This is a genomic window from Leifsonia sp. NPDC056824, assembly GCF_042789575.1.
Classification (GTDB): domain Bacteria; phylum Actinomycetota; class Actinomycetes; order Actinomycetales; family Microbacteriaceae; genus Leifsonia.
Map to the genome: position 1 here is coordinate 439,911 of NZ_JBHUAV010000001.1, position 23,206 is coordinate 463,116.

General features: G+C 71.0%; 23 protein-coding genes. 18 read left to right on the plus strand and 5 right to left on the minus strand.

Annotated features, from left to right (window positions below; genetic code table 11):
* Window positions 1-54: 54 nt before the first annotated feature.
* Together ACFRFH_RS02275 and fdhD are read right to left on the minus strand one after the other, a co-directional pair.
* On the minus strand, window positions 55-2,346 hold the full coding sequence (locus tag ACFRFH_RS02275) for an FdhF/YdeP family oxidoreductase (protein WP_382461388.1): 2,292 nt from the start codon (window positions 2,344-2,346) through the stop codon (window positions 55-57).
* On the minus strand, window positions 2,346-3,197 hold the full coding sequence (gene fdhD, locus ACFRFH_RS02280; protein WP_382461389.1) for a formate dehydrogenase accessory sulfurtransferase FdhD: 852 nt from the start codon (window positions 3,195-3,197) through the stop codon (window positions 2,346-2,348). Before fdhD ends, ACFRFH_RS02275 begins: the two co-directional genes overlap by 1 nt.
* A gap of 84 nt (window positions 3,198-3,281) precedes the next feature.
* Here fdhD and ACFRFH_RS02285 point away from each other — a divergent pair, with 84 nt between their 5' ends.
* The 7 genes from ACFRFH_RS02285 (at window position 3,282) to ACFRFH_RS02315 (ending at window position 9,936) form a co-directional block, all read left to right on the plus strand.
* The gene (locus tag ACFRFH_RS02285) at window positions 3,282-4,436 is read left to right on the plus strand and encodes a molybdopterin molybdotransferase MoeA (protein WP_382461390.1); all 1,155 of its coding nucleotides are present in this window, start codon (window positions 3,282-3,284) and stop codon (window positions 4,434-4,436) included.
* Window positions 4,437-4,523: 87 nt separating this feature from the next.
* Window positions 4,524-6,752, plus strand: a complete 2,229-nt coding sequence (gene treS / locus ACFRFH_RS02290; RefSeq protein ID WP_382461391.1) for a maltose alpha-D-glucosyltransferase — start codon at window positions 4,524-4,526, stop codon at window positions 6,750-6,752.
* Window positions 6,753-6,838: 86 nt separating this feature from the next.
* A complete protein-coding gene (locus ACFRFH_RS02295; RefSeq protein ID WP_382461392.1) occupies window positions 6,839-7,201 on the plus strand; it encodes an ArsR/SmtB family transcription factor in 363 nt (120 codons plus the stop codon).
* Window positions 7,198-8,265 (plus strand): cation diffusion facilitator family transporter, encoded by a 1,068-nt coding sequence (locus tag ACFRFH_RS02300; RefSeq protein WP_382461393.1) that lies wholly within the window; start codon window positions 7,198-7,200, stop codon window positions 8,263-8,265. Before ACFRFH_RS02295 ends, ACFRFH_RS02300 begins: the two co-directional genes overlap by 4 nt.
* Window positions 8,262-8,864: a cation transporter gene (locus ACFRFH_RS02305; protein WP_382461394.1), complete on the plus strand. Its 603-nt coding sequence runs from the start codon at window positions 8,262-8,264 to the stop codon at window positions 8,862-8,864. The genes ACFRFH_RS02300 and ACFRFH_RS02305 overlap by 4 nt, the downstream gene beginning before the upstream one ends.
* A 92-nt stretch (window positions 8,865-8,956) precedes the next feature.
* Window positions 8,957-9,472: a hypothetical protein gene (locus ACFRFH_RS02310; RefSeq protein WP_382461395.1), complete on the plus strand. Its 516-nt coding sequence runs from the start codon at window positions 8,957-8,959 to the stop codon at window positions 9,470-9,472.
* Between the two features lie 161 nt (window positions 9,473-9,633).
* A complete protein-coding gene (locus ACFRFH_RS02315; RefSeq protein ID WP_382461396.1) occupies window positions 9,634-9,936 on the plus strand; it encodes a DUF5652 family protein in 303 nt (100 codons plus the stop codon).
* A gap of 12 nt (window positions 9,937-9,948) precedes the next feature.
* Here the strand turns inward: ACFRFH_RS02315 and ACFRFH_RS02320 are convergent, their stop codons facing one another.
* A complete protein-coding gene (locus ACFRFH_RS02320; protein ID WP_382461397.1) occupies window positions 9,949-11,601 on the minus strand; it encodes an FAD-dependent oxidoreductase in 1,653 nt (550 codons plus the stop codon).
* 110 nt (window positions 11,602-11,711) lie between these two features.
* Between ACFRFH_RS02320 and ACFRFH_RS02325 the strand changes: the two genes are divergently transcribed.
* Window positions 11,712-11,888: a hypothetical protein gene (locus tag ACFRFH_RS02325; RefSeq protein ID WP_382461398.1), complete on the plus strand. Its 177-nt coding sequence runs from the start codon at window positions 11,712-11,714 to the stop codon at window positions 11,886-11,888.
* A 2-nt stretch (window positions 11,889-11,890) separates the two neighbouring features.
* Window positions 11,891-12,157, plus strand: coding sequence for a metal-sensitive transcriptional regulator (locus tag ACFRFH_RS02330; RefSeq protein ID WP_382461399.1), 267 nt, complete (start codon window positions 11,891-11,893; stop codon window positions 12,155-12,157).
* Here ACFRFH_RS02330 and ACFRFH_RS02335 read toward each other — a convergent pair.
* On the minus strand, window positions 12,141-13,295 hold the full coding sequence (locus ACFRFH_RS02335) for a cation:proton antiporter (RefSeq protein ID WP_382461400.1): 1,155 nt from the start codon (window positions 13,293-13,295) through the stop codon (window positions 12,141-12,143). The genes ACFRFH_RS02330 and ACFRFH_RS02335 overlap by 17 nt on opposite strands.
* Window positions 13,296-13,432: 137 nt before the next feature.
* On the opposite strand from ACFRFH_RS02335, the gene ACFRFH_RS02340 reads away from it, so the two are divergent.
* From ACFRFH_RS02340 to ACFRFH_RS02360, 5 genes are read left to right on the plus strand one after another with little or no spacing between them, the layout of a single operon-like run.
* Window positions 13,433-14,818 carry a ferric reductase-like transmembrane domain-containing protein gene (locus ACFRFH_RS02340; protein WP_382461401.1) on the plus strand — a complete coding sequence of 462 codons (1,386 nt, stop codon included), beginning with the start codon at window positions 13,433-13,435 and terminating at the stop codon, window positions 14,816-14,818.
* Window positions 14,815-15,312, plus strand: a complete 498-nt coding sequence (locus ACFRFH_RS02345; RefSeq protein ID WP_382461402.1) for an FMN-binding protein — start codon at window positions 14,815-14,817, stop codon at window positions 15,310-15,312. Before ACFRFH_RS02340 ends, ACFRFH_RS02345 begins: the two co-directional genes overlap by 4 nt.
* Entirely contained in the window at window positions 15,309-16,067 is a 759-nt protein-coding gene (locus tag ACFRFH_RS02350; protein WP_382461403.1) for an FAD:protein FMN transferase, read from the plus strand. Before ACFRFH_RS02345 ends, ACFRFH_RS02350 begins: the two co-directional genes overlap by 4 nt.
* Window positions 16,068-16,108: 41 nt before the next feature.
* Window positions 16,109-16,777 (plus strand): response regulator transcription factor, encoded by a 669-nt coding sequence (locus ACFRFH_RS02355; RefSeq protein ID WP_382461404.1) that lies wholly within the window; start codon window positions 16,109-16,111, stop codon window positions 16,775-16,777.
* Entirely contained in the window at window positions 16,774-18,000 is a 1,227-nt protein-coding gene (locus tag ACFRFH_RS02360; protein ID WP_382461405.1) for a sensor histidine kinase, read from the plus strand. Before ACFRFH_RS02355 ends, ACFRFH_RS02360 begins: the two co-directional genes overlap by 4 nt.
* A 61-nt stretch (window positions 18,001-18,061) precedes the next feature.
* Here ACFRFH_RS02360 and ACFRFH_RS02365 read toward each other — a convergent pair whose 3' ends face one another.
* Complete coding sequence (locus tag ACFRFH_RS02365; protein WP_382461406.1) at window positions 18,062-18,991, minus strand: S1C family serine protease; 930 nt, start codon at window positions 18,989-18,991, stop codon at window positions 18,062-18,064.
* Window positions 18,992-19,185: 194 nt separating this feature from the next.
* Between ACFRFH_RS02365 and ACFRFH_RS02370 the strand changes: the two genes are divergently transcribed.
* Genes ACFRFH_RS02370 through ACFRFH_RS02385 form a run of 4 tightly spaced genes read left to right on the plus strand, consistent with a single transcriptional unit; the run spans window position 19,186 to window position 23,141 of the window.
* Window positions 19,186-20,292, plus strand: coding sequence for an ABC transporter ATP-binding protein (locus ACFRFH_RS02370; protein WP_382461407.1), 1,107 nt, complete (start codon window positions 19,186-19,188; stop codon window positions 20,290-20,292).
* Window positions 20,289-21,497, plus strand: a complete 1,209-nt coding sequence (locus ACFRFH_RS02375) for an ABC transporter substrate-binding protein (protein WP_382461408.1) — start codon at window positions 20,289-20,291, stop codon at window positions 21,495-21,497. Before ACFRFH_RS02370 ends, ACFRFH_RS02375 begins: the two co-directional genes overlap by 4 nt.
* Before the next feature lie 13 nt (window positions 21,498-21,510).
* Window positions 21,511-22,329 carry an ABC transporter permease gene (locus ACFRFH_RS02380; protein WP_345833938.1) on the plus strand — a complete coding sequence of 273 codons (819 nt, stop codon included), beginning with the start codon at window positions 21,511-21,513 and terminating at the stop codon, window positions 22,327-22,329.
* On the plus strand, window positions 22,326-23,141 hold the full coding sequence (locus tag ACFRFH_RS02385) for an ABC transporter permease (protein WP_382461409.1): 816 nt from the start codon (window positions 22,326-22,328) through the stop codon (window positions 23,139-23,141). Before ACFRFH_RS02380 ends, ACFRFH_RS02385 begins: the two co-directional genes overlap by 4 nt.
* The last annotated feature ends 65 nt before the right edge of the window (window positions 23,142-23,206 follow it).

Here is a 23,206-nt window from a genome sequence, read left to right on the forward strand (position 1 = left end):
CACGTAAGTGCCCCTAAAACGGCGTTTTAGGGGCGTTTACGTGCCCTTCGGCGGTCAGGAGACCGGGACGAGGCGGACGATCACCGCTTTGGACACGGGGGTGTTGCTTCCGGTCGCCGCGCTCTGCAGCGGCACCAGCACGTTCGCCTCCGGGTAGTACGCCGCCGCGCAGCCGCGCGCGGTCGGGTACGACACCACCCGGTAGTTCGCCAGCACCCGGTCGACCTCGTCCGGCCACTCGCTGTGGATGTCGACGCGCTGGCCGTCCGTGAGCCCGAGCTCGAGCAGGTCGTCAGGGTTGACGAAGATCACGTCGCGGCCGTTCTTGATGCCGCGGTAGCGGTCGTTGAGGCTGTAGATCGTCGTGTTGAACTGGTCGTGCGAGCGCAGCGTCTGGAGGATCAGCCGGCCCTCCGGGCGCTCCAGCGGCTCCAGTTCGTTGACCGTGATCATCGCCTTGCCCGTCGCCGTGTCGAAGCGGCGCTCGTCGCGCGGGCCGTTCGGGAGGACGAAGCCGCCCTTGCGGCGGACGTCCGCGTTGAAACTCCCGAACCCCGACACGACGCGGCTGATGTGGTCGCGGATGACGTCGTACTCGGCCTCGAAGCCGGCCCAGTCGATCCCGTGCCTGCCGCCGAGCGTCGCCTGCGCGAGGCGGGACACGATCGCCACCTCGGACAACAACCCGGGCGCGACCGGCGGGATCTTGCCGTGCGTCGCGTGCACGGCGCACACGCTGTCCTCCACCGACAGGAACTGCGGGCCGCCGGCCTGGAGGTCCACCTCGGTGCGGCCGAGCGTGGGCAGGATCAGCGCCTCCTCGCCGGTGACGACATGCGAGCGGTTCAGCTTGGTGGAGACCTGCACGGTCAGGCCGGCGCCGCGCATGGCGGCCTCCGCGGCGGCGGTGTCCGAGATCGCGGCGACGAAGTTGCCGCCCATCGCGAAGAACACGTCGATGTCGCCGCGCTGGAGGCCGGCGAGCGTCTGCAGCGCGTCGAAGCCGTGCGCGCGCGGCGGGTCGAAGCCGAACTCGGCCTGGAGGGCGTCCAGGAATTTCGCCGGCATCTGCTCCCAGATGCCCATGGTCCGGTCGCCCTGCACGTTGCTGTGCCCGCGGATCGGGGAGGCACCGGCGCCGGGCTTGCCGATGTTGCCGCGCAGAAGCAGCAGCGTGATCAGCTCCTTGAGCGTCGCGACCGCGTTCTTCTGCTGCGTGAGGCCCATCGCCCAGGTGATGATGACCCGCTCGGAGCGGATGTAGAGGTCGGCGAGGAGGTCGATCTGCTCCAGGGTCAGCCCGGTTGCCTCGAGGACGGTGAAGTCGTCGAGCGTCGCGATGTGCGCGCGGAACTCCTCCAGGCCGAGGGTGTGCTCGGCGAGGAACTCGTGGTCGAGCACGGTTCCTGGAGCGGCGTCCTCGGCCTCCAGCACCCGCTGCGAAACGGCCTGCAACAACGCCATGTCGCCGCCCGACCGGATCTGCAGGAAGTGGTCGGCGATCTGGGTACCTTTGCCGATGATGCCGCGCGGCTTCTGCGGGTTCTTGTAGCGGATCAGCCCGGCCTCTGGCAGCGGGTTGACCGCGACGATGGTGGCGCCGTTGCGCTTGGCCTCCTCCAGCGCGGTCAGCATGCGCGGATGGTTCGTGCCGGGGTTCTGGCCCATCACGACGATGAGGTCGGCCTTGCCGAAGTCGTCGTAGGCGATGGTCGACTTGCCGATGCCGATGGTCTCGCTGAGCGCCGTCCCCGTCGACTCGTGGCACATGTTCGAGCAGTCCGGGAGGTTGTTGGTGCCGAACGCGCGGGCGAACAGCTGGTAGGCGAACGCCGTCTCGTTGGCGGTGCGGCCGCTGGTGTAGAACGCGGCCCGGTCGGGCGAGGAGAGGCCGTTCAGGCGGTCGGCGATCAGGGCGAAGGCCTCGTCCCAGCCGATCGGCTCGTAGTGGTCGGCGCCGGCCGGCTTGTGCACCGGCTCCACGAGGCGGCCCTGCATCCCGAGCCAGTACTCCGACTTGCCGAGCAGACTGGTCAGCGAGTTCTCGGCCCAGAAGCTGGTCGGGACCGTGATCGGGGTGGCCTCCCAGGTGACGGCCTTCGCGCCGTTCTCGCAGAACTCGAGGATGTTGCGGTCGCCCGGGTCGGGCCACGCGCAGCTCATGCAGTCGAAGCCGTTCTTCTGGTTGATGGCCGTCATCAGCTTCGCGGTGCGGGCCGGACCCATGTCGCGGATGGCGGGCTCCATCGAGTGCAGGATGGCCGGCACGCCGACGGCCCACTTCTTGTTGTGGCCGACCTCCAGGTCGGGGTACTCGTCGCCGGGGTTGACGTCGGTCTTCGGCATCAGGCCATCGCTTTCTGCTTGGTCTCCGTGATCCGCTCGCCTCCGGAGTAGACGACCATCGACGACCCCCGAAGGAACCCGACGACGGTGAGGCCGAGCTCCCGGCCCAGGTCGACCGCGAGCGACGACGGCGCCGAGACCGCCGCGAGGATCGGGATGCCGGCCATCGACGCCTTCTGGACCAGCTCGAAGCTCGCCCGGCCCGACACCATCAGCACGGTCCCGCTGAGCGGGAGGCGGTCCTCCTTGAGCGCCCAGCCGACGACCTTGTCGACCGCGTTGTGCCGGCCGACGTCCTCGCGCAGCACGAGCAACGCGCCGGTCGCGGCGTCGAACAGGGCAGCGGCGTGGAGGCCTCCGGTCTTCTCGAACATCGCCTGTCCTTCGCGCAGCCGGTCGGGAAGCGTGGTGAGCAGCTCGTCGGTGATCGCGACCGGGTCGGCGTCGACGGGGTACGCGGAACGGGTGCGCACGGCGTCGATGCTCGCCTTGCCGCACAGGCCGCACGAGCTGGTCATGTAGAAGTTGCGATCGAGGCTCGCGTCCGGCCGCGGGACTCCTGGCGCCAGCGTCACGTCGAGGACGTTGTAGGTGTTCTCGCCGTCGACCGGGCCTCCCGCGCAGTAGCGGATCGCGCTGAGCTGGTCGCCGTGGGAGACGACGCCCTCGGAGACGAGGAAGCCTGCGGCCAGGTCGAAGTCGCTGCCCGGCGTGCGCATGGTGATCGAGAGCGGCGACCCCGTGACCCGGATCTCCAGCGGCTCCTCGACGGCCAGCACGTCCTCGCGGTGGCTGCGCGATTCGCCGACGACGATGCGCGTGATCTGTTTTCGCGATGTCGTGCGACTCATGCTCCAGGCTTACCACGGCGTAGCGTGAGACCCTACCGGAATGCCCGCGGCGGTCATTCGAATACTGCGGGAAGAGGATCGGGAATGGGCATGACGCGCGGCCACGACGGACGGCCGTTCTGGCACGAGGCGCGGGCCATCGCCGCGGCCGCCGGGACCGCGCTCCCGCCTGAGAGCGTGCCGCTGCACGACGCCATCGGGCGGCGGCTGGCTGCCGACCTCGTGTCGCCGATCGACCTCCCGCACTTCGCGTCCGCGGCGATGGACGGCTGGCTGGTCGCCGGCGACGGGCCGTGGAGCCTGGTGGACTCGGACCCCGGCCGCGGCCAGGCCATCCCGATCGTCACGGGAGCTCTCGTGGCGGCCGACGCGTTCGCCGTGCTGCGCAGCGAGAGCGGGGAGGTCGCCGGCGGGGTGCTGCGCTCGATCGTGGCGGGCGAGCCGCGGCCCGGCCACCACATCCGGCACCCCGGCACGGAGGCGCTGGCCGGGGAACGGCTGATCGCCGCGGGCGCACTGCTCAACCCGGCGCACGTCGCCCTCGCGGCGGCGACCGGGGCCGACGACCTCCTCGTGGCGGCTGTCCCCTCGGTTGCTCTCGTCTTCACCGGCGACGAGGTCGTGACCTCCGGTGCGCCCGCGCCAGGGCTCGTGCGCGACAGCTTCGGCGTGCAGCTCCCCGCGCTGATCGGGATGCTCGGCGGGCGGGTGAACGGCACGGCCCGCGTGCCCGATCGGCTGGAGGACACTGTGGCGGCACTGCGCGACGCCGACGCGGCGCTGATCGTGACGACGGGAGGCACCGGGACGTCTTCGGCCGACCACCTCCGCGACGCCCTCCGTGCCCTCGGCGCACGCCTGCTGGTCGACGGCGCGGCGATGCGGCCGGGTGGCCCGACCCGCATCGCGGAGCTCCCGGACGGCCGCCTCGTCGCGGCACTCCCGGGCAACCCGCTCGCCGCGATGCTCTCGGCGATCACCCTCGTGGAGCCGCTGCTCGCGGGGCTCGCGGGGCGGCCTCCCCTGCCGACGCGACCCGCGGGCGACGCCGCGGTCGAGGGCCGGGCGGGGACGACGGTGCTCGTCCCGTACTCCGAGGTCGACGGCCGGGCCGTCGTCGCCCGCTGGCGCGGCGCAGCCATGCTGCGCGGCCTCGCCGCCGCCACCGGCATCCTCATCGTCCCCCCGGACTCCCCCGCCCAGTCCCTCCCCCTCCCCTGGCGAACCAACGAGACGTGACTATTCGCGGAAATCGCGGGTGCGATTTCCACGATTGCTCACGTCTCGGCGGAAAGGGATACGGTGGCAGCGGCCGGAAGGAGAGAGATGGACGAGACCGCGGAGGGCGCAGAGCCCGAATCGACCGAGATCACCTACGACGAACAGCTCTACCCGGCCCGGCCGCGCCGGCTGCGGCCGCGCGCGAACCTGCGCGGCGGCGCGATCCGGCGCACGGTCTCCGACCCGCGCGCGGCGAACGGGCTGAACCCCGCGTACGTACAGTGGCTGGTGCGCCAGTCGATGCTGAAGGACGCCGATGTGCTCAGCCGTCAGGTCTCGGGATCGCCGAGCATGTGGCGCAACCCGTACGCGCGGCCCGATGCGCGCCGCGCGGTGTCGACCTCGGACGTCTGGTTCACCGCGTACCCGATCTCGCTCATCACCCGCAGAGACCAGAGCTTCCTCGCGGCCCTCGCGGACCCGGAGCTGTGGAGCGTGTTCGAGCGGATCGGCATCAACGGCGTGCACACCGGCCCGGTGAAGCGCGCCGGCGGCATCCGCGGCTGGCAGGAGACCCCGAGCGTCGACGGGCACTTCGACCGGATCGGCACCCAGATCGACCCGATCTTCGGCGACGAGGAGACCTTCCAGCGGATGACGGACGTCGCCGAGGAGCACGGCGGCGTCGTCATCGACGACATCGTGCCGGGTCACACCGGCAAGGGCGCCGACTTCCGCCTCGCCGAGATGGCGTACAAGGACTACCCCGGCATCTACCACATGGTCGAGATCCCGCCGGAGGAGTGGCACCTGCTGCCGGAGGTGCCCGAGCACCGCGACTCGGTCAACCTCGACCCCGCGACGGAGGCCTCCCTGGCCGAGCGCGGGTACATCATCGGCGAGCTGCAGCGCGTCATCTTCTACGCCCCCGGCGTCAAGGAGACCAACTGGAGCGTTACCGCTCCGGTCGTCGGCGTCGACGGCGTCACCCGGCGCTGGGTCTACCTGCACTACTTCAAGGAGGGCCAGCCGTCGGTCAACTGGCTCGACCCGACGTTCTCGGGGATGCGGCTGGTGATCGGCGACGCCCTCCACTCGCTCGGCGACCTCGGCACGAGCGCGCTGCGGCTGGACGCGAACGGCTTCCTCGGCGTCGAGAAGAGCGCGGAGGGCCTCCCGGCCTGGTCGGAGGGCCACCCGCTCTCGCACGCGGCCAACCACGTCATCGCGGGCATGGTCCGCAAGGTCGGCGGCTTCACCTTCCAGGAGCTCAACCTGACGGTCGAGGACATCCGTGACACCGGCGCGGTCGGCGCCGACCTGTCCTACGACTTCATCAACCGGCCCGCCTACCACCACGCGCTCGCGACGGGCGACACCGAGTTCCTGCGGCTCACCCTGCGGACCTCGCTGGAGCTGGGAGTGGAGCCGGCGAGCCTGGTGCACGGCCTCCAGAACCACGACGAGCTCACCTACGAGCTGGTGCACTGGGCGACGCTGCACAAGAACGACCTGTACCCGTTCCGGTACGAGGAGATGCCGGGCGGCGAGCTGGCCGAGCTGATCCGGTCGGAGCTTGTCGAGGCGCTGACCGGGCCGGCCGCCGACTACAACCTGGTGTTCACGACGAACGGGATCGCCTGCACCACGGCCTCCCTCATCGCCGCGACGCAGGGCCACACGACGCTCGACTCCATCACGGAGGCGGACGTCCCGGCCATCCGCGACGCGCACCTGCTGCTCGCTGCCTTCAACGCGTGGCAGCCCGGTGTGTTCGCGATGTCCGGCTGGGACCTGCTCGGCTCGCTCACCGTCCCGAGGGAGCAGGTCGCCGACCTGATCGCCGACGGCGACACCCGCTGGATCGAGCGCGGCGCCCACGACCTGCTCGGGGTCGCCCCCGAGGAGGAGCGCTCGGCCTCGGGTATGCCGCGATCCCGGTCGCTGTACGGCACCCTCCCCGAGCAGCTCGCCCGCCCGGACTCGTTCGCGAGCGGGCTCGGGGACCTCCTGCGCATCCGCTCCCGCTACGGCATCGCGACGGCCCGCCAGGTCGACGTGCCCGACGTGGCGCACCCCGGGATGCTGGTGCTCGTGCACGAGCTGGAGTCGCTGGACGAGCAGGGTCTGCCGGTCATGCAGCTCACGGTGCTCAACATGAGCGCGGAGGCCGTGGACGGCACCGTGCGGTCGGACGCGCTGCCGCTCGGCGCGACCGTGATCGACGCGGGCGACGACAGCGAGGTGACGACGGTCGACAACCTGAGCAGCTTCCCGCTGAGCATCGGCCCCTACGGCGTCCGCTTCCTCGTCCTCCGCCGCCCCGACGCCTGACCTCCCCGCGTCGAAGGGTACGTAAACGCCCCTAAAACCGGGTTTTAGGGGCGTTTACGTACCCTTCGATGAGTTAGTATCTGCGTATGGATGCAGATAAGCCGATATGCGGACGTCTCCCCGACAGCCAGTTCGTCGAGCTCGCAGTCGAGGTGTTCGGGATGCTCGCCGACGCCACCCGGGTGCGGATCATCCTGGCCCTCCGCGACGCCGGCGAGCTGTCGGTGAACCACCTCGCTGACATCCTCGACAAGCAGCCGGCGGCCGTCTCCCAGCACCTGGCCAAGCTGCGGCTCGCCCGGATCGTGGCGACGCGCCAGGACGGCCAACGGGTGTTCTACCGGCTGGAGAACGAGCACGCCAGCCGGCTGGTCACCGACGCGATCTTCCAGGCCGAGCACTCGCTCGGCGGGACGCCGCGGCACCACCATGTGGAGGCGTCGGCATGAGCGGAGAGACGCACACCCACCACGAACACGGGCACGAGCACGACAACGGGCACGACCACAGCCATGACCACGAGCACGACCACGAGCACGGCCACGACCACGACCACCACCACCCCACCGGCTTCAAAGGCTTCCTCTACGGCCTGTTCGTCCCGCACTCCCACGACGCCGCCGACTCGATCGACGACGCCCTGGAGGCCAGCACCGAGGGCGTCCGCGCACTGAAGATCAGCCTGTTCGTCCTGCTCGGCACCACGCTGCTGCAGGCGATCGTCGTCGGGTTCAGCGGGTCCGTCGCGCTGCTCGCCGACACCGTCCACAACTTCTCCGACGCGCTGACGGCCGTCCCGCTCTGGGTCGCGTTCGTGCTCGGCCGCCGCATCGCGTCCCGGCGCTACACCTACGGCTACGGCCGCGCGGAGGACCTCGCCGGGCTGTTCATCATCGCCGTCGTCGCGCTGTCCGCGATCGTCGCCGCCTGGCAGTCGATCGACCGGTTCTTCCACCCGCACCCGCTGGAGAACCTCGGCTGGGTGGTCGTCGCCGGCCTCATCGGCTTCGCCGGCAACGAGGCGGTCGCGGTCTACCGCATCAGGGTCGGCCAGCGGATCGGCTCCGCCGCCCTCGTCGCGGACGGCGTCCACGCCCGCATCGACGGCTTCACCTCCCTCGCCGTGGTGATCGGCGCGATCGGCGTCATGCTCGGCTTCCCGCTCGCCGACCCGATCGTCGGCCTCCTCATCTCCGCCGCGATCATCGTGCTGCTGTGGGGCACGGTCCGCAGCATCGGCCGCCGCCTCCTCGACGGCATCGAGCCCGAGCTGGTCGGCCGGCTGGAGCACGCGCTCGAGGACACCCCCGGTGTGACCGCGGTGCCGCGCGTCCAGCTCCGCTGGGTCGGCCACCGGTTGCACGGCAGCGCACGACTGACCGTCGACGCAGCGACCCTCGCCGACGCCCAGCGCATCACCGAGGCCGCCCGGGAGCACGCGACGTCGCACCTCCGCAACCTGGACGAGCTGAGCCTCGAACTCGTCCCCGCGGCCTCGGCGCCCCCGCGATGACGGACGCGCGGCTCGACCACGCGACCCGCCGCCGCCTGACCCGCTTCGGCATCGGGCTGGAGGCGGTCACGCTCGGCTGGAACGTCGTCGGCGTGGTCGTGCTCGCAGTCCTTGCGTACACGAGCGCGTCGGTGGCGCTGCTCGGCTTCGGCCTGGACAGCCTGATCGAGATCTTCGCCAGCGTCGTCGTCATCTGGGAGCTGACCGGCGCCGGCGAGCGCCGCCAGCGCCTCGCCCTGCGGTTGATCGGGGTCGCATTCATGCTGCTGGCCGCCTACCTCCTCGTCCAGGCCGTCGTGGCGCTGATCGCCGACCACCGCGCCGCTCCCACTCCCGGCGGGGTCGGCTGGACGGCCGTGACCGCGCTCGTGATGTTCGCCCTCGCCTTCGGCAAGGCCCGCACCGGCCGCCGGCTCGGCAACCCCGTGCTCATCACGGAAGGTCGGGTGACCCTGGTGGACGGCATCCTGGCGACCGCCGTCCTCGTGGGCATCGTGCTCGACGGACTGTTCGGCTGGTGGTGGGCGGACCCGGTTGCTGGGCTCGTGATCGTGGCCTATGCGGTGCGGGAGGCGGTGGAGATCTTTCGGGGCGGCTAGGAAACCTGAGACACTGGATTTCACGAAAGGAGTTTCCGGAGCCCTTTCCGTGTCGGGAGGGTAGCGTGACAGGGTTCGCGAGGGGCGCACGCGTGTATGTCGACGAGTGCAAAGCCAAGGGCTATTACATCGCCGCAGCGGTCGTGATGCCACACGACGCGGCCGCACTCGACAGGACGATTCGTACGCTCAACCGCCCGGGCCAACGCCGTATCCATTTCACGAAGGAGTCGGACTCCAGCAAACGTAAGCTGATCTCCGAGGTCCTGAGGTTGGAACTGACTGTTGTCGTCTACCAGGTCAGGGGCCAACCCGATCGCGCAGCTCGCCCCCTCTGCATCGACGCGCTCGTGGACGATCTGGTCACCGCTGAGTGCGCGCACCTGATTCTGGAACGCGACGCCTCCCTCGAGAAGGCGGACCGTCAGATGATCGCGGCGGCGCTCGACCGGAACGGCGGGTACGCCCTCCGCTATGAGCACACCGCGCCGAACGACCACGCGCTCCTGTGGATCAGCGACATGGTCGCCTGGTGCTGTTACAAGGGCGGAGAGTGGCACCGTCGCGTGCAGCCGATGATCGCCGACATCAAGACCCTCGCGCCTTAAATGCGCGAGCCTGGCTCGTCGAACCGTCCGGATGACTGCCAGGCTTACTTCGAGCCGCTACTGCAACCCGCTCTGAAATACTAAACCATCAATCTGCTGCTGCGCCACCCCGGGCCCTCCACCTCTTGCCGCACCCCACCCGCCAGCGGTCGAATGACCCCATGAGAGACCACATCGGATCACCCCGGATGGGGATGCACGGCGTGCCGCCCGCGGGTCGCGCGCTCGTCGTCGCGGTCGTCGCCTGGAGCCTCGCCTGGAAGGGCGCTTCGCTCTGGCGCGCCGCACGGAACGGCAGCAAGCCGTGGTTCGTCGCGCTGCTGCTGAGCAACACCCTCGGACTGCTGGACGCCGTCTACCTGTTCGGCGTCGATCGCCGCCACCGTTTGGCACAGCTGGAGGAGGACGTCATCCTCGCCGTCACCGGGGAGCCGGAGCAGGAGGGGCATTCCGATGAGACCTAGACGAGCACGGGGTTAGGCGGCGACGGCCTCCCGCTCCCGCGTCGTGGCCCCCGCGGCCCAGGTGCGGTAGCCGCCGTCGAGGTTCACGACGCCGAACCCGTGCTGCGCCAGGATGCGCGCCGCTGTGTGCCCTCGCTGCCCCACCTGGCAGTGCACCACGACGGGCCCGGCCGGCAGTTCGACGAGCCGGTCGCGGAGCTCGTCGACTGGGATGTTGACCGCGCCGGGGATCGCGCCGGCCGCGTGCTCGCCCGCGCTGCGGACATCCACCAGAGTGGCGCCCGCCGTCAGCGCCGCGTCGAGCTCGTGCCACTGGATGGCGCTGGTCGTGCCGGTGCGGAGGTTGTCGGCCACGTAACCGAGCTGGTTCACCGGGTCCTTCGCTGAGCCGAACTGCGGCGCGTACGCGAGCTCCAGCCGCGCGAGCCCGGAGGCGGTGATGCCGCCTGCCATCGCCACCGCGATGACGTCGATCCGCTTGTCCACGCCCTCCCCTCCGACGACCTGCGCGCCGAGGATCGCGTCGCTGGCCGGGTCGACCAGCAGCTTCATCGACATCGGCTGCGCGCCCGGGTAGTAGGTCGCGTGCGACGTCGGGTGGGTGTGGATGACGCGGTTTTCGCGGCCGGCCGCCACGAGCTGCCGCTCGCTCCAGCCGACCTTCGCTGCGATGGTGTCGAACACCTTCACGATGGCGGTGCCGAGCGCGGGCGTGTTGCGCTCGTCGTGGCCCGCGATCACGTCGGCGACCGAACGGCCGTGCCGGTTGGCCAAGCCGGCCATCGTGACGAGCGCCTCCCGGCCGGACAGCGCGTCGACCTTCTCGACCCCGTCGCCGACGGCATAGATGTGCGGGTCGCTGGTGCGGTTGCGCGCGTCGACCGCGATGCCGCCGGTCGGGCCGAGTGCGACACCGGCGGTCCGCGCCAGATCAACGCTCGGCACGACGCCCGACGCGTCCACGATGAAGCCGGGACGCAGCACGCTCCCGTCGTCGAGGAGGACGACCCCGTCCTCCACCGTGTCGATCGTGACGCCGGTGCGCACGTCGACGCCGTGGCTGCGGAGCTGCGCCTCCAGCGGCGCCACCATCTCCGGGTCGAGCGGGCTCAGGAGGTGCGACCCGCGCTGGACGAGGGTGACCTGGAGGCCGCGCCGCACCAGGTTCTCTACCGCCTCTAGACCGATGAACCCGCCGCCCACGACCACCGCTGACGCCTCGTCGGCCGCGGCGTCCACCAGCCGGCCGATCGCGTCCACGTCCTCCACCGTGCGCAGCGTGTGCGTGGGGATGCCGGAGTGTCCCGCCGCCTCCCGGGCCGAGGCGCCGACCGCGAGGATCAGCTCGTCGTAGCCCTCGGTGGACGTCCCGCCATTCGCGAGGTCGAGCACCGTCACCGTGCGCCGCGCGGCGTCGACGTCGAGCACCTCGTGACCGGTGCGGACGTCGAGGCGGAACCGGGAGGCCAGCGACTGCGGCGTCTGCAGCAGCAGCGACGACCGGTCGCGGATCACCCCGCCGACGTAGTACGGGAGGCCGCAGTTGGCGTAGGAGACGTACGGCCCGCGCTCGAAGACGACGATGTCGCGCGACTCGTCCAGGCGGCGCAGCCGGGTCGCGGCGGACATGCCTCCGGCGACGCCGCCGACGATGATCGTTCTCACTGGGATGGTCCTTCTTCCGTGCGGGGTTTCGGGGCGGATTGTGCATACCCCCGCCGGTATCGTACTATACCTCCGGGGGTATCCCGAATCCCCGAGAGAGGACCCTGCTCATGTGTTATCCCGTCACCTGCTCCACCTGCGGCAAGACGACCTGGAACGGCTGCGGACAGCACGTCGACGACGTACGCAGGAACGTGCCGGCGGCGCAGTGGTGCGACGGCCATGCCGAGCAGCCCACGACCGCGACCGGCGCCGGCTTCCTCGGCCGCCTGTTCGGACGGAGCTGACCGTGGACCGCACTCCTGCCGACGTCAAGCCCGTGCTGAACCGGCTGCGCCGCGCGCAGGGTCAGCTCAACGCAGTGATCGCCGCCGTCGAGAGCGGCGGGAAGTGCCGCGACATCGTGATCCAGCTCGCCGCGGTCTCCAGCGCGCTCGACAAGGCCGGCTTCCAGATCATCGCCACCGCGATGGAGAAGTGCCTGAACGACCCGGACGACACAACCGACCCGATGACCGTCGAGGAGCTCGAGAAGCTCTTCATGACGCTGGCGTAGCCCGGACGGCTCCTCCCGCCCGCCGCGCCACCGCCGCCACCGAGACGGCCGAGGTCGCCAGGCTGATCAGCGCGCCGAGCAGGATCGCCCCGCCCTCCCCCGGAGCCAGCGTGTGCGCCTGGAAGCCGAGCGTCACGGCGGCGACCGGCACCCCGAGCTGGCCGGCCGAGGCGACGGCCTGCGCCCACGGGAGTCCGGCGAACCGCGAGGCCAGGTGCGCCAGCACCGCCCCCACGCCGAGCGCGACGCCGAGCAGGATCATCGCCGGGTGCGCGACGAGCGCCCGCAGATCGAGCGAGGCGCCGAGCCAGACGAAGAAGAGCGGACCGAAGAAGCCCTCCGTCATCCCGAAGAGCTGCCGCGCCAGCCGGTGCGGCTCGCCGACCGCCGACAGCACCAGCCCGAGGGCGAAGCCGGCGATCATGATCGAGAGCTGCGCGAACTGGGCGATCGCCGCGAAGGCGAACAGCACCAGCAGGCTGAGCCGCAGCTCCAGCGCGAACCGGCGGCGCTCCGAGTAGGCGTGCAGCACGCGGCGGTGGTCGGAGCGGACCCAGCGGGTCAGCGCGACCCACAGCCCCACGGCGAGCGCAGCGATGACGAGCACCCCGATCCCGGCGGTCAGCGCCCTCTGCGGCTCGACGACCAGCGGGAGGAGTACCACGCACACGACGTCCGCGACGGCGATCTGCGCCACCAGCTGGGCGGCCGAGCGCTTGTCCACGTTCACGGACTGCAGCATCGGCAGCACGAGCGCCGCCGACGACGAGGCCAGCAGCACCCCGTAGAGCAGGCCGTTGCCGGAGTGCGCCACGGCGGCGAGCACGGCGGCCAGCACCGCGGAGGCCGCGCCGACCAGTCCCGCGCCGAGTGCGCCGCGGGCGAGCGCAGCGCGGACATCCGGGTCGCGCACCGGCACGTTCGAGCCGACCACGACCATCGTCAGCCCGAAGCCGATCGCGGCCAGGAGCTGGAAGTCGTCGTTCGCCGGGTCGACCAGCCGGAACCCGGAGACGCCGATCAGGAGGCCGCCGAGCAGCTCCCCCGCCACCACGGGCACGCGCCAGATCGAGCGCGCGGCCGCCAGCGGGCCGAGCAGGCCGACGGCCACCACCAGCGCCAGGAGAGCGAAGCTCATGCGCACACCGTAGTCGCACCCCGCGGGCGACCGGCGGCGGCACGGGTCACGGCGCGCCGCCCACTCCATAGCCGATCCTTAGGCCGTTCTCAGCCGACGTAAGAATCCACAAAGATTCGACCAGCATCGTTGGAGGCATGACAGAGACCTGGGCCGCGACGACGGCACCCGCACGGCGTCCCCGTGCGCGCCGCGGCGCCGCGACCCGGCACCGGCGCGGCGCGCTCACCGTGCGCATCCTGCTCGGTGCCAGCGTCATCGCCGTGCTCGGGATGTGGTGGTTCAGCGTCCCCGCGAACTTCGCCTCCACGCCCGCCAACGCGATCACCTCGCTCGGCGAGCTGAGCGGCCTGGTCGGCGCGCTGCTGGTCTGCTACCAGGTGCTGCTGATCGCCCGGGTGCCGTGGTTCGAGAACGCGGTCGGACTCGACAAGCTGGTCTCCTGGCACCGGTCGCTCGGCGCATCGGTGATCTTCCTCATCGTCGCGCACGTCGTCTTCATCGTGCTGGGCAGCGAGGTCATCGACAAGAGCACGCCCTGGGACGAGTTCTGGACCGTCTACTACTCGTATCCCGACATGCTCTGGGCGCTCGTCGGGACCATCGCGTTCCTCGCGGTCGGGCTCTCCAGCGCGCGCCTGATCCGGACGAAGCTGTCCTACGAGGTCTGGTACTGGCTGCACCTCACGACCTACGTCGCGATCTTCCTCACCTTCCTCCACCAGCTCAGCGCGGGCGTGCACTTCATCGGCAACCCGGTCAACCGCATCCTCTGGATCGGCCTCTACCTCGGCACCGCCTCCGCCGTGCTGACCTGGCGCTTCATCCTGCCGACGATGGACGCGTGGAAGAGCCGGATGCGCGTCATCGCGGTCGTCCCGGAGGGCCACGGCCTCAACAGCGTCTGGCTCGAAGGGCCGCACGTCGACCGGCTCGGCGTCCGCGCGGGCAACTTCCTGCTGTTCCGCTTCTTCGCCTGGGGCCACCTCGGCACGGCGCACCCGTACTCCGTGTCGGCGGTGCCGGCGAACGGCCGGCTGCGCATCACCGTCGGCACCCTCGGCGACCACTCCAGCCGGCTGACCGCGCTGAAGCCCGGGACGCTCGTCTTCGCCGAGGGCCCCTTCGGGCACTTCACCGCCGACCGCGCCAGCCGGGGCAAGCTGCTCCTGATCGCCGGCGGCGCGGGCATCGGCCCGATCCGGGCGCTCGCGGAGGAGCTCGTCTACCGCGGCGGCCGTCCGGTCGTCCTGTACCGGGTCAGCGCCCCGGAGCAGCTCGCGCTCCTCGGCGAGTTGCAGGCGATGGAGGGCGTCACGGTGATCCCGCTCGTCGGCCGCCGCGCACAGCTGGGCTATGACCCGCTCGGCCCGGGCCACCTCGTGCGGATCATCCCCGACCTCCACAATTGGGAGGCGTTCATCTGCGGGCCGGAAGGCATGGCCGAGCAGGTGGAGTCCTCGCTGCGCGAGCTGCGGATGCCCAAGCGTTTCATCCACCGAGAAGAACTGAGCATGTCATGAACAACAAGTCGTGGCGCGGGACCGTCCTGTTCACCATCATCCTGGTGGTGATGGGCGCCACCGTGGGCCTCAAGCTGTACGGGGTCGGCGAGCAGACCACCGCGCTGTCGTCGGCGCACGCGACCGCGACCACGCCGTCGTCCACGCCGAGCAGCACCCCCAGCGCGACCGCGACCGCCACGCCCTCCGCGTCGGCATCGGCCCCCGCGGCTGCGGCACCCGCGACCAAGACCGTGACCGGAACGGCTGTGGACACCCGCTACGGGCCCGTGCAGGTGAAGGTCACGTTCGTCGGCACGAAGATCACCGCCATCGACGCCATCCAGTACCCGACCGAGAGCGGCCGCGACCAGGAGATCAACTCGCAGGCCATCCCGATGCTGCAGCAGGAGGCGATGGCCTCCCAGTCGGCGAAGATCGACACCATCTCGGGCGCCACCTACACCTCGGAGGGCTACATCCAGTCGCTGCAGTCGGCCATCGACCAGCGATGAGGTTCCTCGAGACGGTCATGGGCATCCCGATGTCGATCGACATCCGGGAGGCCGAGGAGAACGTCGCCGCGGCGGCCGCGGAGCGCGCGTTCCGGGTGCTGCGAGACGCCGACGCGCGCTTCTCCGCGTATCGCCCCGACAGCGAGCTCAGCCGGGTGAACGCCGACGGCGGCGACACCTCCGGGGTGAGCGAGGACTTCGCAGAGGTCGTCGGGCTCGGCTCGGCGATGGCGGAGGCCTCCGGCGGGGCGTTCCGCATCCGGCGGCCGGACGGCACCTGGGACCTCGACGGCGTCGTGAAGGGCTGGGCGGCCGACCACGCGGCGCGCTCGCTCTCGCGGGGCGGCCTCCGGGACTTCTGCCTCAACGCGGGCGGCGACGTCGCGGTCTCCGGCAGCCCGGGCGAGGGCCGGCCGTGGAATGTGGGCGTGCGCTCCCCGCAGAGCCCCGCGGACGTGCTCGCCGTGCTGGAGGTCAGGGACGGCGGCGTGGCGACCTCCGGCGCCTACGAGCGCGGCGCACACATCGTCGACGGCCGCACGGACGGCGCGGCGACAGGGCTGCGCAGCGCGACCGTCGTGGCCGCCGACCTCACGACGGCCGACTTGCTGGCGACGGCCGTGTTCGCGCTCGGCGAGGACGGAATCCGCTGGGCCATCGGCAACGGCGCACGCGGTGTGCTCACCGTCGACGCGGCCGGCCGGCTGCTCGGGCTCGGCGAGCTGGCCTTCGCGGGAGCAGGAGAGCCGCGGTGAGCGGCGACGGGCTCGTGGGCGACCCCTCCTATACTGCGGGCATGAGTGAGCGCCGCCGCGTCCTGGTCGCCGAGGACGACAGCCGTCTCGCCGGGATGCTGGAGACGCTGCTGGTCTCCGACGGCTACGACGTCGAGCTGGCCCGCGACGGGCAGCGCGCACTGCACCTCGGTCTCACCGAGAGCTTCGACGCCGTCGTGCTCGACCGCGGCCTCCCCGCGGTCGACGGGCTCGGCGTGCTGCGCGGCCTCCGCGGCAACGGCGTGACGACGCCGATCCTCATCCTCTCGGCGCTCGGCACCGCCCCCGACCGGGTCGACGGCCTGAACGCGGGCGCGGAGGACTACCTGGCCAAGCCGTTCGACATCGACGAGCTGCTCGCCCGGGTGCGCGCGCTCATCCGCCGGGCGTCGTCGGACGTCCCGACCGTGCGCTTCCCGGGAGGGCAGCTCGATGTCGGCAGCCGCACCGTCACGCTCGGCACCGGCGAGCGCCTGGTGCTCTCGGACCGGGAGGCCGGCCTTCTCGAACTGCTGGCGCGCCGACCCGATCAGGTCTTCTCGCGGGCCGTGCTGCTGGACGAGGTCTTCGCCGACGCGGACGACCCCGGCGTGGTCGACACGTACGTGCACCACCTCCGCAAGAAGTTCGGCCGCACCCTCATCGAGACCGTGCGCGGCGTCGGCTACCGGCTGGGCGGGGTCGGATGAAGGCCGACCTCCGCGAGCTGCGCACGGCGTCCGCCCGGCTGGCCCTGCAGTTCGCGGGCATCATCCTGGCGCTGTTCGTCGTGCTCGGCGGGGTCGTCTACATCGTGGTGTCCACCGGCCAGACGGAGGCCGCCAAGCGGGCGCTGGCGGACGCGTCGCAGGTGGACTCCGTGCACGACGCGCCGCACGACCTCCTGATCACCGTCCTCCTCCCGCAGGGCAGGGATGTCTCCCCCAACCTGCCGCCGGGGCTCCCCGACGAACGCGCGCTGCAGGAGGTCGCCCAGAACGGCGGGTCGATCACCGAGACCGTCGTGGCGGCCGATGGCAAGAGCTACCTGACTCAGACCGACGTGCGGCGCGGCAAGGTGGTGCAGATCTCCTACGGCCTGGCCGAGCAGCAGGAGGAGATGGGCCGCCTGCTGACCGCGCTCGTCATCTCGGGCGTCATCGCGACGGTCGCCGCCGCGCTGGTCGGCCTCCTGCTGGCACGCCGGTCGATGCGCCCGATGTCGGAGGCCCTCGCGCTGCAGCGGCGCTTCGTCGCGGACGCGGGCCACGAGCTCCGCACGCCGCTGACGCTGCTGAGCACGCGCGCCCAGCTCCTGCGGCGGCGCCTCTCCCGCGGTGTCGACGCGACCGCTGACGACGACGTGCGATCCGGGCTGGACGAGATCGTGGACGACAGCCGGGCCCTGACCGAGATCGTGGAGGACCTCCTCACCGCGGCGGACCCCCGGCAGAACGCCGAGCCGGAGCGGGTCGACATCGGCGAGCTCGCCGGGGTGGTCGCCCGTTCGGCCGAAGGGCGCGCGCACGAGCGCGGCATCGTGCTGACCACGACGGCGGCACCGGGTGCGGTCGTCACCGGCGCGCCCGTCTCGCTGCGCCGGATGATCGTCGCGCTGGTCGACAACGCCCTCGACCACGCCGCGTCGCAGGTCGCGGTCGACGTGTCGACGGACCGCGGCGATGTCCTGCTCACGGTCTCCGACGACGGCCCGGGCTTCGGCGACGACCTCCGAGGCAGCGCCTTCGACCGCTTCGCCTCCGCGCGCGCAGAGGGCGCCACGGCAGGCGGCGAGCGGCACTACGGCCTCGGGCTGGCGCTGGTCGCGGAGGTCGTGGACCGGCACGGCGGCCGCGTCACCGCCGCCGACCGCCCGACCGGCGGCGCCCGCGTCACCGTCACCCTCCCCGAAGCCCCGTCGAGGGGCACGTAAACGCCCCTAAAACCGCGTTTTAGGGGCGTTTACGTGCCCCTCGGCGCCTGGATGGTGGGGATTAGGCGTCGGTGAGTTCTGTGGGTTCTACGATCGCGTCGACGAGGGCGCCGTTGCGCCAGACGGTGAGCTCCAGGCGGCGTCCGATCGTGCTCGCGATCATGAGGCGCTGGAGGTCGGCGACGGCGTGGATGCGCATGCGGTCGAGCGAGATGAGCACGTCGCCCGGGCGGACGCCGGCCAGGTCGGCCGGGCTGTCCGTGACCACCGACATCACCTGGATTCCGGTGCGCGGACCGGCCTTGCGGGCGATCTCCGGGCTGAGCGTGATCTCCGCGCCCGCGATGCCGAGCCAGCCCCGGCGGACGCGGCCCTCGCGCATCAGTGTGTCCATGATCTGACGGCTCGTGGCGTTGATCGGGACGGCCAGGCCGAGGCCGAGCCCGGCGACAGCGGTGTTCACTCCGATCATCCGGGCGTTGCTGTCCGCCAGCGCTCCCCCGCTGTTGCCCGGGTTGAGCGCGGCGTCGGTCTGGATCACCTCGTCCACGACGCGGCCGGACCGAGTCGGCAACGACCTCCCGAGCGCGGAGACGATGCCGGCCGTCACGCTCCCCGCGAGGCCCAGCGGGTTGCCGACGGCGACGACGAGCTGTCCCACCTGGAGCCGGGCGGCGTCGCCGAGCTCGACCGGCGCGGGGACGGGCGCGTCGGCCAGCAGCATCGCGAGGTCGGAGAGCGGGTCGCGGCCGATGACGCGCGCCCGCACGCGGGTGCCGTCCTCGAAGGCGAGGTCCACGCTCCCCGCTCCCTCCACGACGTGCGCGCTGGTCAGGACATGACCCTCAGCGGAGATGACGGTGGCGCTGCCGAGCCCGACGCCGCGGGAGGTCCGGGCGGTGACGGCGGCGACCGCCGGGCCGACGACGCGCGCCACGCGCACCACCGCCGTCGAGTAGGCGTCCAGCGCGCCCGCGTCAGCATCCGTCATGAGATGAGTGTGCGCCTCGCGGAGGCCGCAGGGGCCTCCCGTTCGCCGACGGCGGAGGGCGGACCTTTCGGACCGAAAGTCGGCATAAAACAGTGGAAATCGGCACTCCGAGCGATATTTCGCTGCGGATACCGTAGTCGCGCCAACATCTGATCGCATATGATTGCGTCGCCCACCGTCGAAGGAGACTGGATGTGAGCGAGCAGCCCGCCATCAGGCTGACCGGACTGACCAAACGATTCGGGACGGTCGCGGCCGTCGACGATCTCGACCTGGAGATCGCCGCCGGCGAGTTCTTCTCGATGCTCGGACCATCCGGGTCGGGCAAGACCACCGTGCTGCGCTGCATCGCCGGCTTCGAGCAGCCGACCTCCGGCACCATCGAGCTGTTCGGCCAGGACGTGACCGGCAAGCCCGCCGCCGCGCGCGACGTCAACACGGTCTTCCAGGACTACGCCCTCTTCCCGCACATGTCCGTGCTGGACAACGTCGCCTACGGCCTGCGGGTGCGCGGCGTGGGGCGCGCCGAGCGGCGCAGGCGCGCGATGGACGCTCTCGAGGCGGTCCGGTTGCCGGGCTTCGCCGACCGCAAGCCAGCCCAGCTCTCCGGCGGCCAGCGGCAGCGCGTGGCGCTCGCCCGCGCGACCGTGGTGCAGCCGAAGGCGCTGCTGCTGGACGAGCCGCTCGGCGCCCTCGACCTCAAGCTGCGCCAGCAGATGCAGGTCGAGCTCAAGCAGCTCCAGCACGAGCTGGGGATCGCGTTCGTGTTCGTCACCCACGACCAGGACGAGGCGCTCACCCTGTCCGACCGGATCGCGGTCTTCAACAACGGCCGGATCGAGCAGCTCGGGACGCCGCGCGAACTCTACGAGCACCCGAACTCGCGGTTCGTCGCGGACTTCGTCGGCACCTCGAACCTGTTCGACCGCGAGCGCGCCCGCAGCATCCTCGGCCTCGACGGCGAGTACTCCATCCGCCCGGAGAAGCTCGAACTGCACACGCTCCCCGACGGCTCCGGCTCGCCCTCCGCAGCCGGGACGCTGGTCGAGTCCGTGTACGCGGGCACCAGCATCCGCCGTGTGGTGGACCTCGACGCCGGCCTGCGGATCTCGGTGCTGGAGAGCAACGACCGCACGCACCGCGCCGAACTGGAGCGCGGCTCGCGCGTGTACGTGACCTGGAACGACGACGACCTGCGGAGGCTCGGTGACGCGGCGGACGCAGCGCGCGACGCCGAGGACGACCTCCAGGACGCAGATGTACCTCGCAGCAGAGGTGTAGAAGAGAGGCAGGACTCATGATCCGTGCAACGAAGCGCGTGGCGCGCTCTGCGGCAGCAGCCGCAGCCGTCTCCGCCGCCCTCCTGGTGCTGGCCGCCTGTTCCGGCGGCGGCTCCACCGGCGGCTCGGCCGGTTCGGTTCCGAACGTCCCGATGGCGAAGAAGCTCGGGGCCAACGAGAACCAGCTCAACCTGATCGTCTGGGCCGGATACGCCGAGGACGGCTCCAACGATCCGAAGGTCAACTGGGTGACCCCGTTCGAGCAGAACACCGGCTGCCAGGTCAACGCCAAGGTCGCCGGCACCTCCGACGAGATGGTGCAGCTCATGCGCACCGGCGACTACGACGGCGTCTCCGCGTCCGGCGACGCCACGCTCCGCCTGGTCTACGGCGGCCAGGTCGCCCCGGTCAACACCAAGCTGGTGCCGAACTACACCACCATCTCCAGCTTCCTGAAGAACAAGGCGTGGAACTCCGTCGACGGCCAGATGTACGGCATCCCGCACGGCTGGGGCGCCAACGTGCTGATGTACAACAAGGCCGCCGTCACCCCGGCGCCCGACTCCTGGTCGGCCGTCTTCTCCGACGCCTCCAAGTACGCGGGCAAGGTCACCGCCTACGACTCGCCGATCTACATCGCCGACGCCGCGCTGTACCTGAAGGCCCACGACCCGTCGCTCGGCATCAAGGACCCGTACTCGCTCACCGAGAAGCAGCTCGACGCCGCCGTCTCGCTGCTGAAGAAGCAGAAGACCTCCATCGGCGAGTACTGGTCGGACTACACCAAGTCCGTGCAGTCGTTCGAGTCCGGCAGCAGCGTGGTCGGGACCTCCTGGCAGGTCATCGCGAACCTGATCCAGAGCGACGGCAAGGTGCAGGTCGGCACCACCGTCCCGAGCGAGGGCTCCACCGGCTGGTCGGACACCTGGATGATCTCGTCCAAGGCGAAGCACCCGAACTGCATGTACCAGTGGATGAACTGGATCACCTCCCCGGCGGTCAACGCCCAGGTGGCGGAGTGGTTCGGTGAGGCTCCGGCCCAGACGAAGGCGTGCGAGAAGACCCAGGACCCGACGTTCTGCGAGCAGTACCACGCGCTCGATGCCGGCTACGCCTCCAAGATCCACTACTGGACGACGCCGCAGACCAAGTGCGTCGACGGCAGCGGCAACGACTGCACGGCGTACAGCGAGTGGGTGACCAAGTGGCAGGAGATCAAGGGATGACGGGAGTCCGGGCATGAAGGCGCGCCTGGGCTTCCTGCTCGGGCCGCCCCTGCTCTGGCTCGTCGTCATCTACCTGGGCTCGATCGCCGTCCTCCTGGTCTCCTCCTTCTGGACGGTGAACGGGTTCACGGGCGCGGTCGTCCCCACCTTCACGCTCGAGAACTACGCGACGCTGTTCACCGACCCGCTGTACGGGACGGTCGCGCTGCGGACGCTGCTCGTGGCGCTGGGGGTGACGCTCATCGACGCCGTGGTCGCCTTCCCGATGGCCCTGTACATCGCGAAGGTGGCCCGGCCGAGCCGCCGCGCGCTCTACCTCGTCGCCGTGACGACGCCGCTCTGGGCCAGCTACCTGGTCAAGGCGTACGCCTGGCGGATCCTGGTCGAGCCGGGCGGGCCGATCGCGGTCGCGACGGGCGGCTACACGCCCGGCTTCGGCCTGCCCGCGACGATCATGACGCTGGCGTACCTGTGGCTGCCGTACATGATCATCCCGGTCTACGCCGGCTTCGACCGCGTGCCCGACTCGCTGTTCGAGGCGAGCTACGACCTGGGCGCGTCGACCTGGCGCACCATCAGGACGGTGGCGTTCCCGCTGGTCTTCCCCGCGATCGTGGCCGGGTCGATCTTCACCTTCGCGCTGAGCTTCGGCGACTACATCGCGGTCGGGATCGTCGGCGGCAAGACCCAGCTGCTCGCCAACCTCATCTACGGGCAGCTCGTCACGGCGAACAACCAGCCGCTGGCGGCGGCGCTGTCGGTGATCCCGCTCGTCGCGGTCGTGCTCTACCTGCTCGCGGTTCGCCGCACCGGCGCCTTGGAGAACGTGTGAAGCTGCTCTCGACCCCCGCGCGCATCGTCGTCGGCCTCTGCATGCTGGTCGGCCTGGTGATCCTCTACGTTCCGCTGCTGCTGATCGTGCTGAACTCCTTCAACAGCTCGCGCACGTTCTCGTTCCCGCCGCCCGGCTTCACGCTGCAGTGGTGGGTGGACGCGTTCCAGTCCCGCGGCGCCGCGGACGCGCTGGCGACCTCCGTGATCGCCGGGCTCTGCGCCTCCGCGATCGCGCTGGTGCTCGGGACGATGGCGGCGTTCGCCGTGCAGCGGTTCCGGTTCTTCGGCCGGCAGAGCATCAACTTCCTGGTCGTGCTGCCGATCACCCTGCCGGGCATCGTCACCGGCATCGCGCTGGCGTCGACCTTCACGACCGTGCTCGGGCCGGTCGGCGTGACGCTCGGGATGGCGACGGTCATCATCGGCCACGCCACGTTCTGCATCGTCATCGTCTACAACAACGTCCAGGCGCGGCTGCGGCGGATGGGGACCTCCCTGGAGGAGGCCTCCGCCGACCTCGGCGGGCGAGGCTGGCAGACGTTCCTCTGGGTGACGCTGCCGCAGGTGCGCGGGGCGCTCGCGGCCGGTGTGCTGCTGGCGTTCGCGCTCAGCTTCGACGAGATCGTGGTGACGACGTTCACCGCGGGACCGGCCGTGCAGACGCTGCCGATCTGGATCTTCCAGAACCTGTTCCGCCCGAACCAGGCGCCGGTCGTCAACGTGGTCGCGGCGGTCCTGACGATCCTCGCCATCATCCCCGTGTGGCTCTCCCAGCGCCTGGCCGGCGACTCGGTCACGAGTCGCGTCTAGGCGCGCACACATTCGTGGGGGGTTGGGGGGGGGGGCGCGGCCGGGGGGGGCGGGGGGGCGGCGAG

Bases quoted from the DNA above. Each gene is read 5' to 3' on its own strand.
- ACFRFH_RS02275 (WP_382461388.1), bottom strand. From the start codon at position 2,346: ATGCCGAAGACCGACGTCAACCCCGGCGACGAGTACCCCGACCTGGAG.
- fdhD (WP_382461389.1), bottom strand. From the start codon at position 3,197: ATGAGTCGCACGACATCGCGAAAACAGATCACGCGCATCGTCGTCGGC.
- ACFRFH_RS02375 (WP_382461408.1), top strand. From the start codon at position 20,289: ATGATCCGTGCAACGAAGCGCGTGGCGCGCTCTGCGGCAGCAGCCGCA.
- ACFRFH_RS02305 (WP_382461394.1), top strand. From the start codon at position 8,262: ATGACGGACGCGCGGCTCGACCACGCGACCCGCCGCCGCCTGACCCGC.
- ACFRFH_RS02350 (WP_382461403.1), top strand. From the start codon at position 15,309: ATGAGGTTCCTCGAGACGGTCATGGGCATCCCGATGTCGATCGACATC.
- ACFRFH_RS02345 (WP_382461402.1), top strand. From the start codon at position 14,815: ATGAACAACAAGTCGTGGCGCGGGACCGTCCTGTTCACCATCATCCTG.
- treS (WP_382461391.1), top strand. From the start codon at position 4,524: ATGGACGAGACCGCGGAGGGCGCAGAGCCCGAATCGACCGAGATCACC.
- ACFRFH_RS02365 (WP_382461406.1), bottom strand. From the start codon at position 18,991: ATGACGGATGCTGACGCGGGCGCGCTGGACGCCTACTCGACGGCGGTG.
- ACFRFH_RS02315 (WP_382461396.1), top strand. From the start codon at position 9,634: ATGAGAGACCACATCGGATCACCCCGGATGGGGATGCACGGCGTGCCG.
- ACFRFH_RS02360 (WP_382461405.1), top strand. From the start codon at position 16,774: ATGAAGGCCGACCTCCGCGAGCTGCGCACGGCGTCCGCCCGGCTGGCC.
- ACFRFH_RS02355 (WP_382461404.1), top strand. From the start codon at position 16,109: ATGAGTGAGCGCCGCCGCGTCCTGGTCGCCGAGGACGACAGCCGTCTC.
- ACFRFH_RS02380 (WP_345833938.1), top strand. From the start codon at position 21,511: ATGAAGGCGCGCCTGGGCTTCCTGCTCGGGCCGCCCCTGCTCTGGCTC.
- ACFRFH_RS02325 (WP_382461398.1), top strand. From the start codon at position 11,712: ATGTGTTATCCCGTCACCTGCTCCACCTGCGGCAAGACGACCTGGAAC.
- ACFRFH_RS02300 (WP_382461393.1), top strand. From the start codon at position 7,198: ATGAGCGGAGAGACGCACACCCACCACGAACACGGGCACGAGCACGAC.
- ACFRFH_RS02285 (WP_382461390.1), top strand. From the start codon at position 3,282: ATGGGCATGACGCGCGGCCACGACGGACGGCCGTTCTGGCACGAGGCG.
- ACFRFH_RS02335 (WP_382461400.1), bottom strand. From the start codon at position 13,295: ATGAGCTTCGCTCTCCTGGCGCTGGTGGTGGCCGTCGGCCTGCTCGGC.
- ACFRFH_RS02340 (WP_382461401.1), top strand. From the start codon at position 13,433: ATGACAGAGACCTGGGCCGCGACGACGGCACCCGCACGGCGTCCCCGT.
- ACFRFH_RS02295 (WP_382461392.1), top strand. From the start codon at position 6,839: ATGGATGCAGATAAGCCGATATGCGGACGTCTCCCCGACAGCCAGTTC.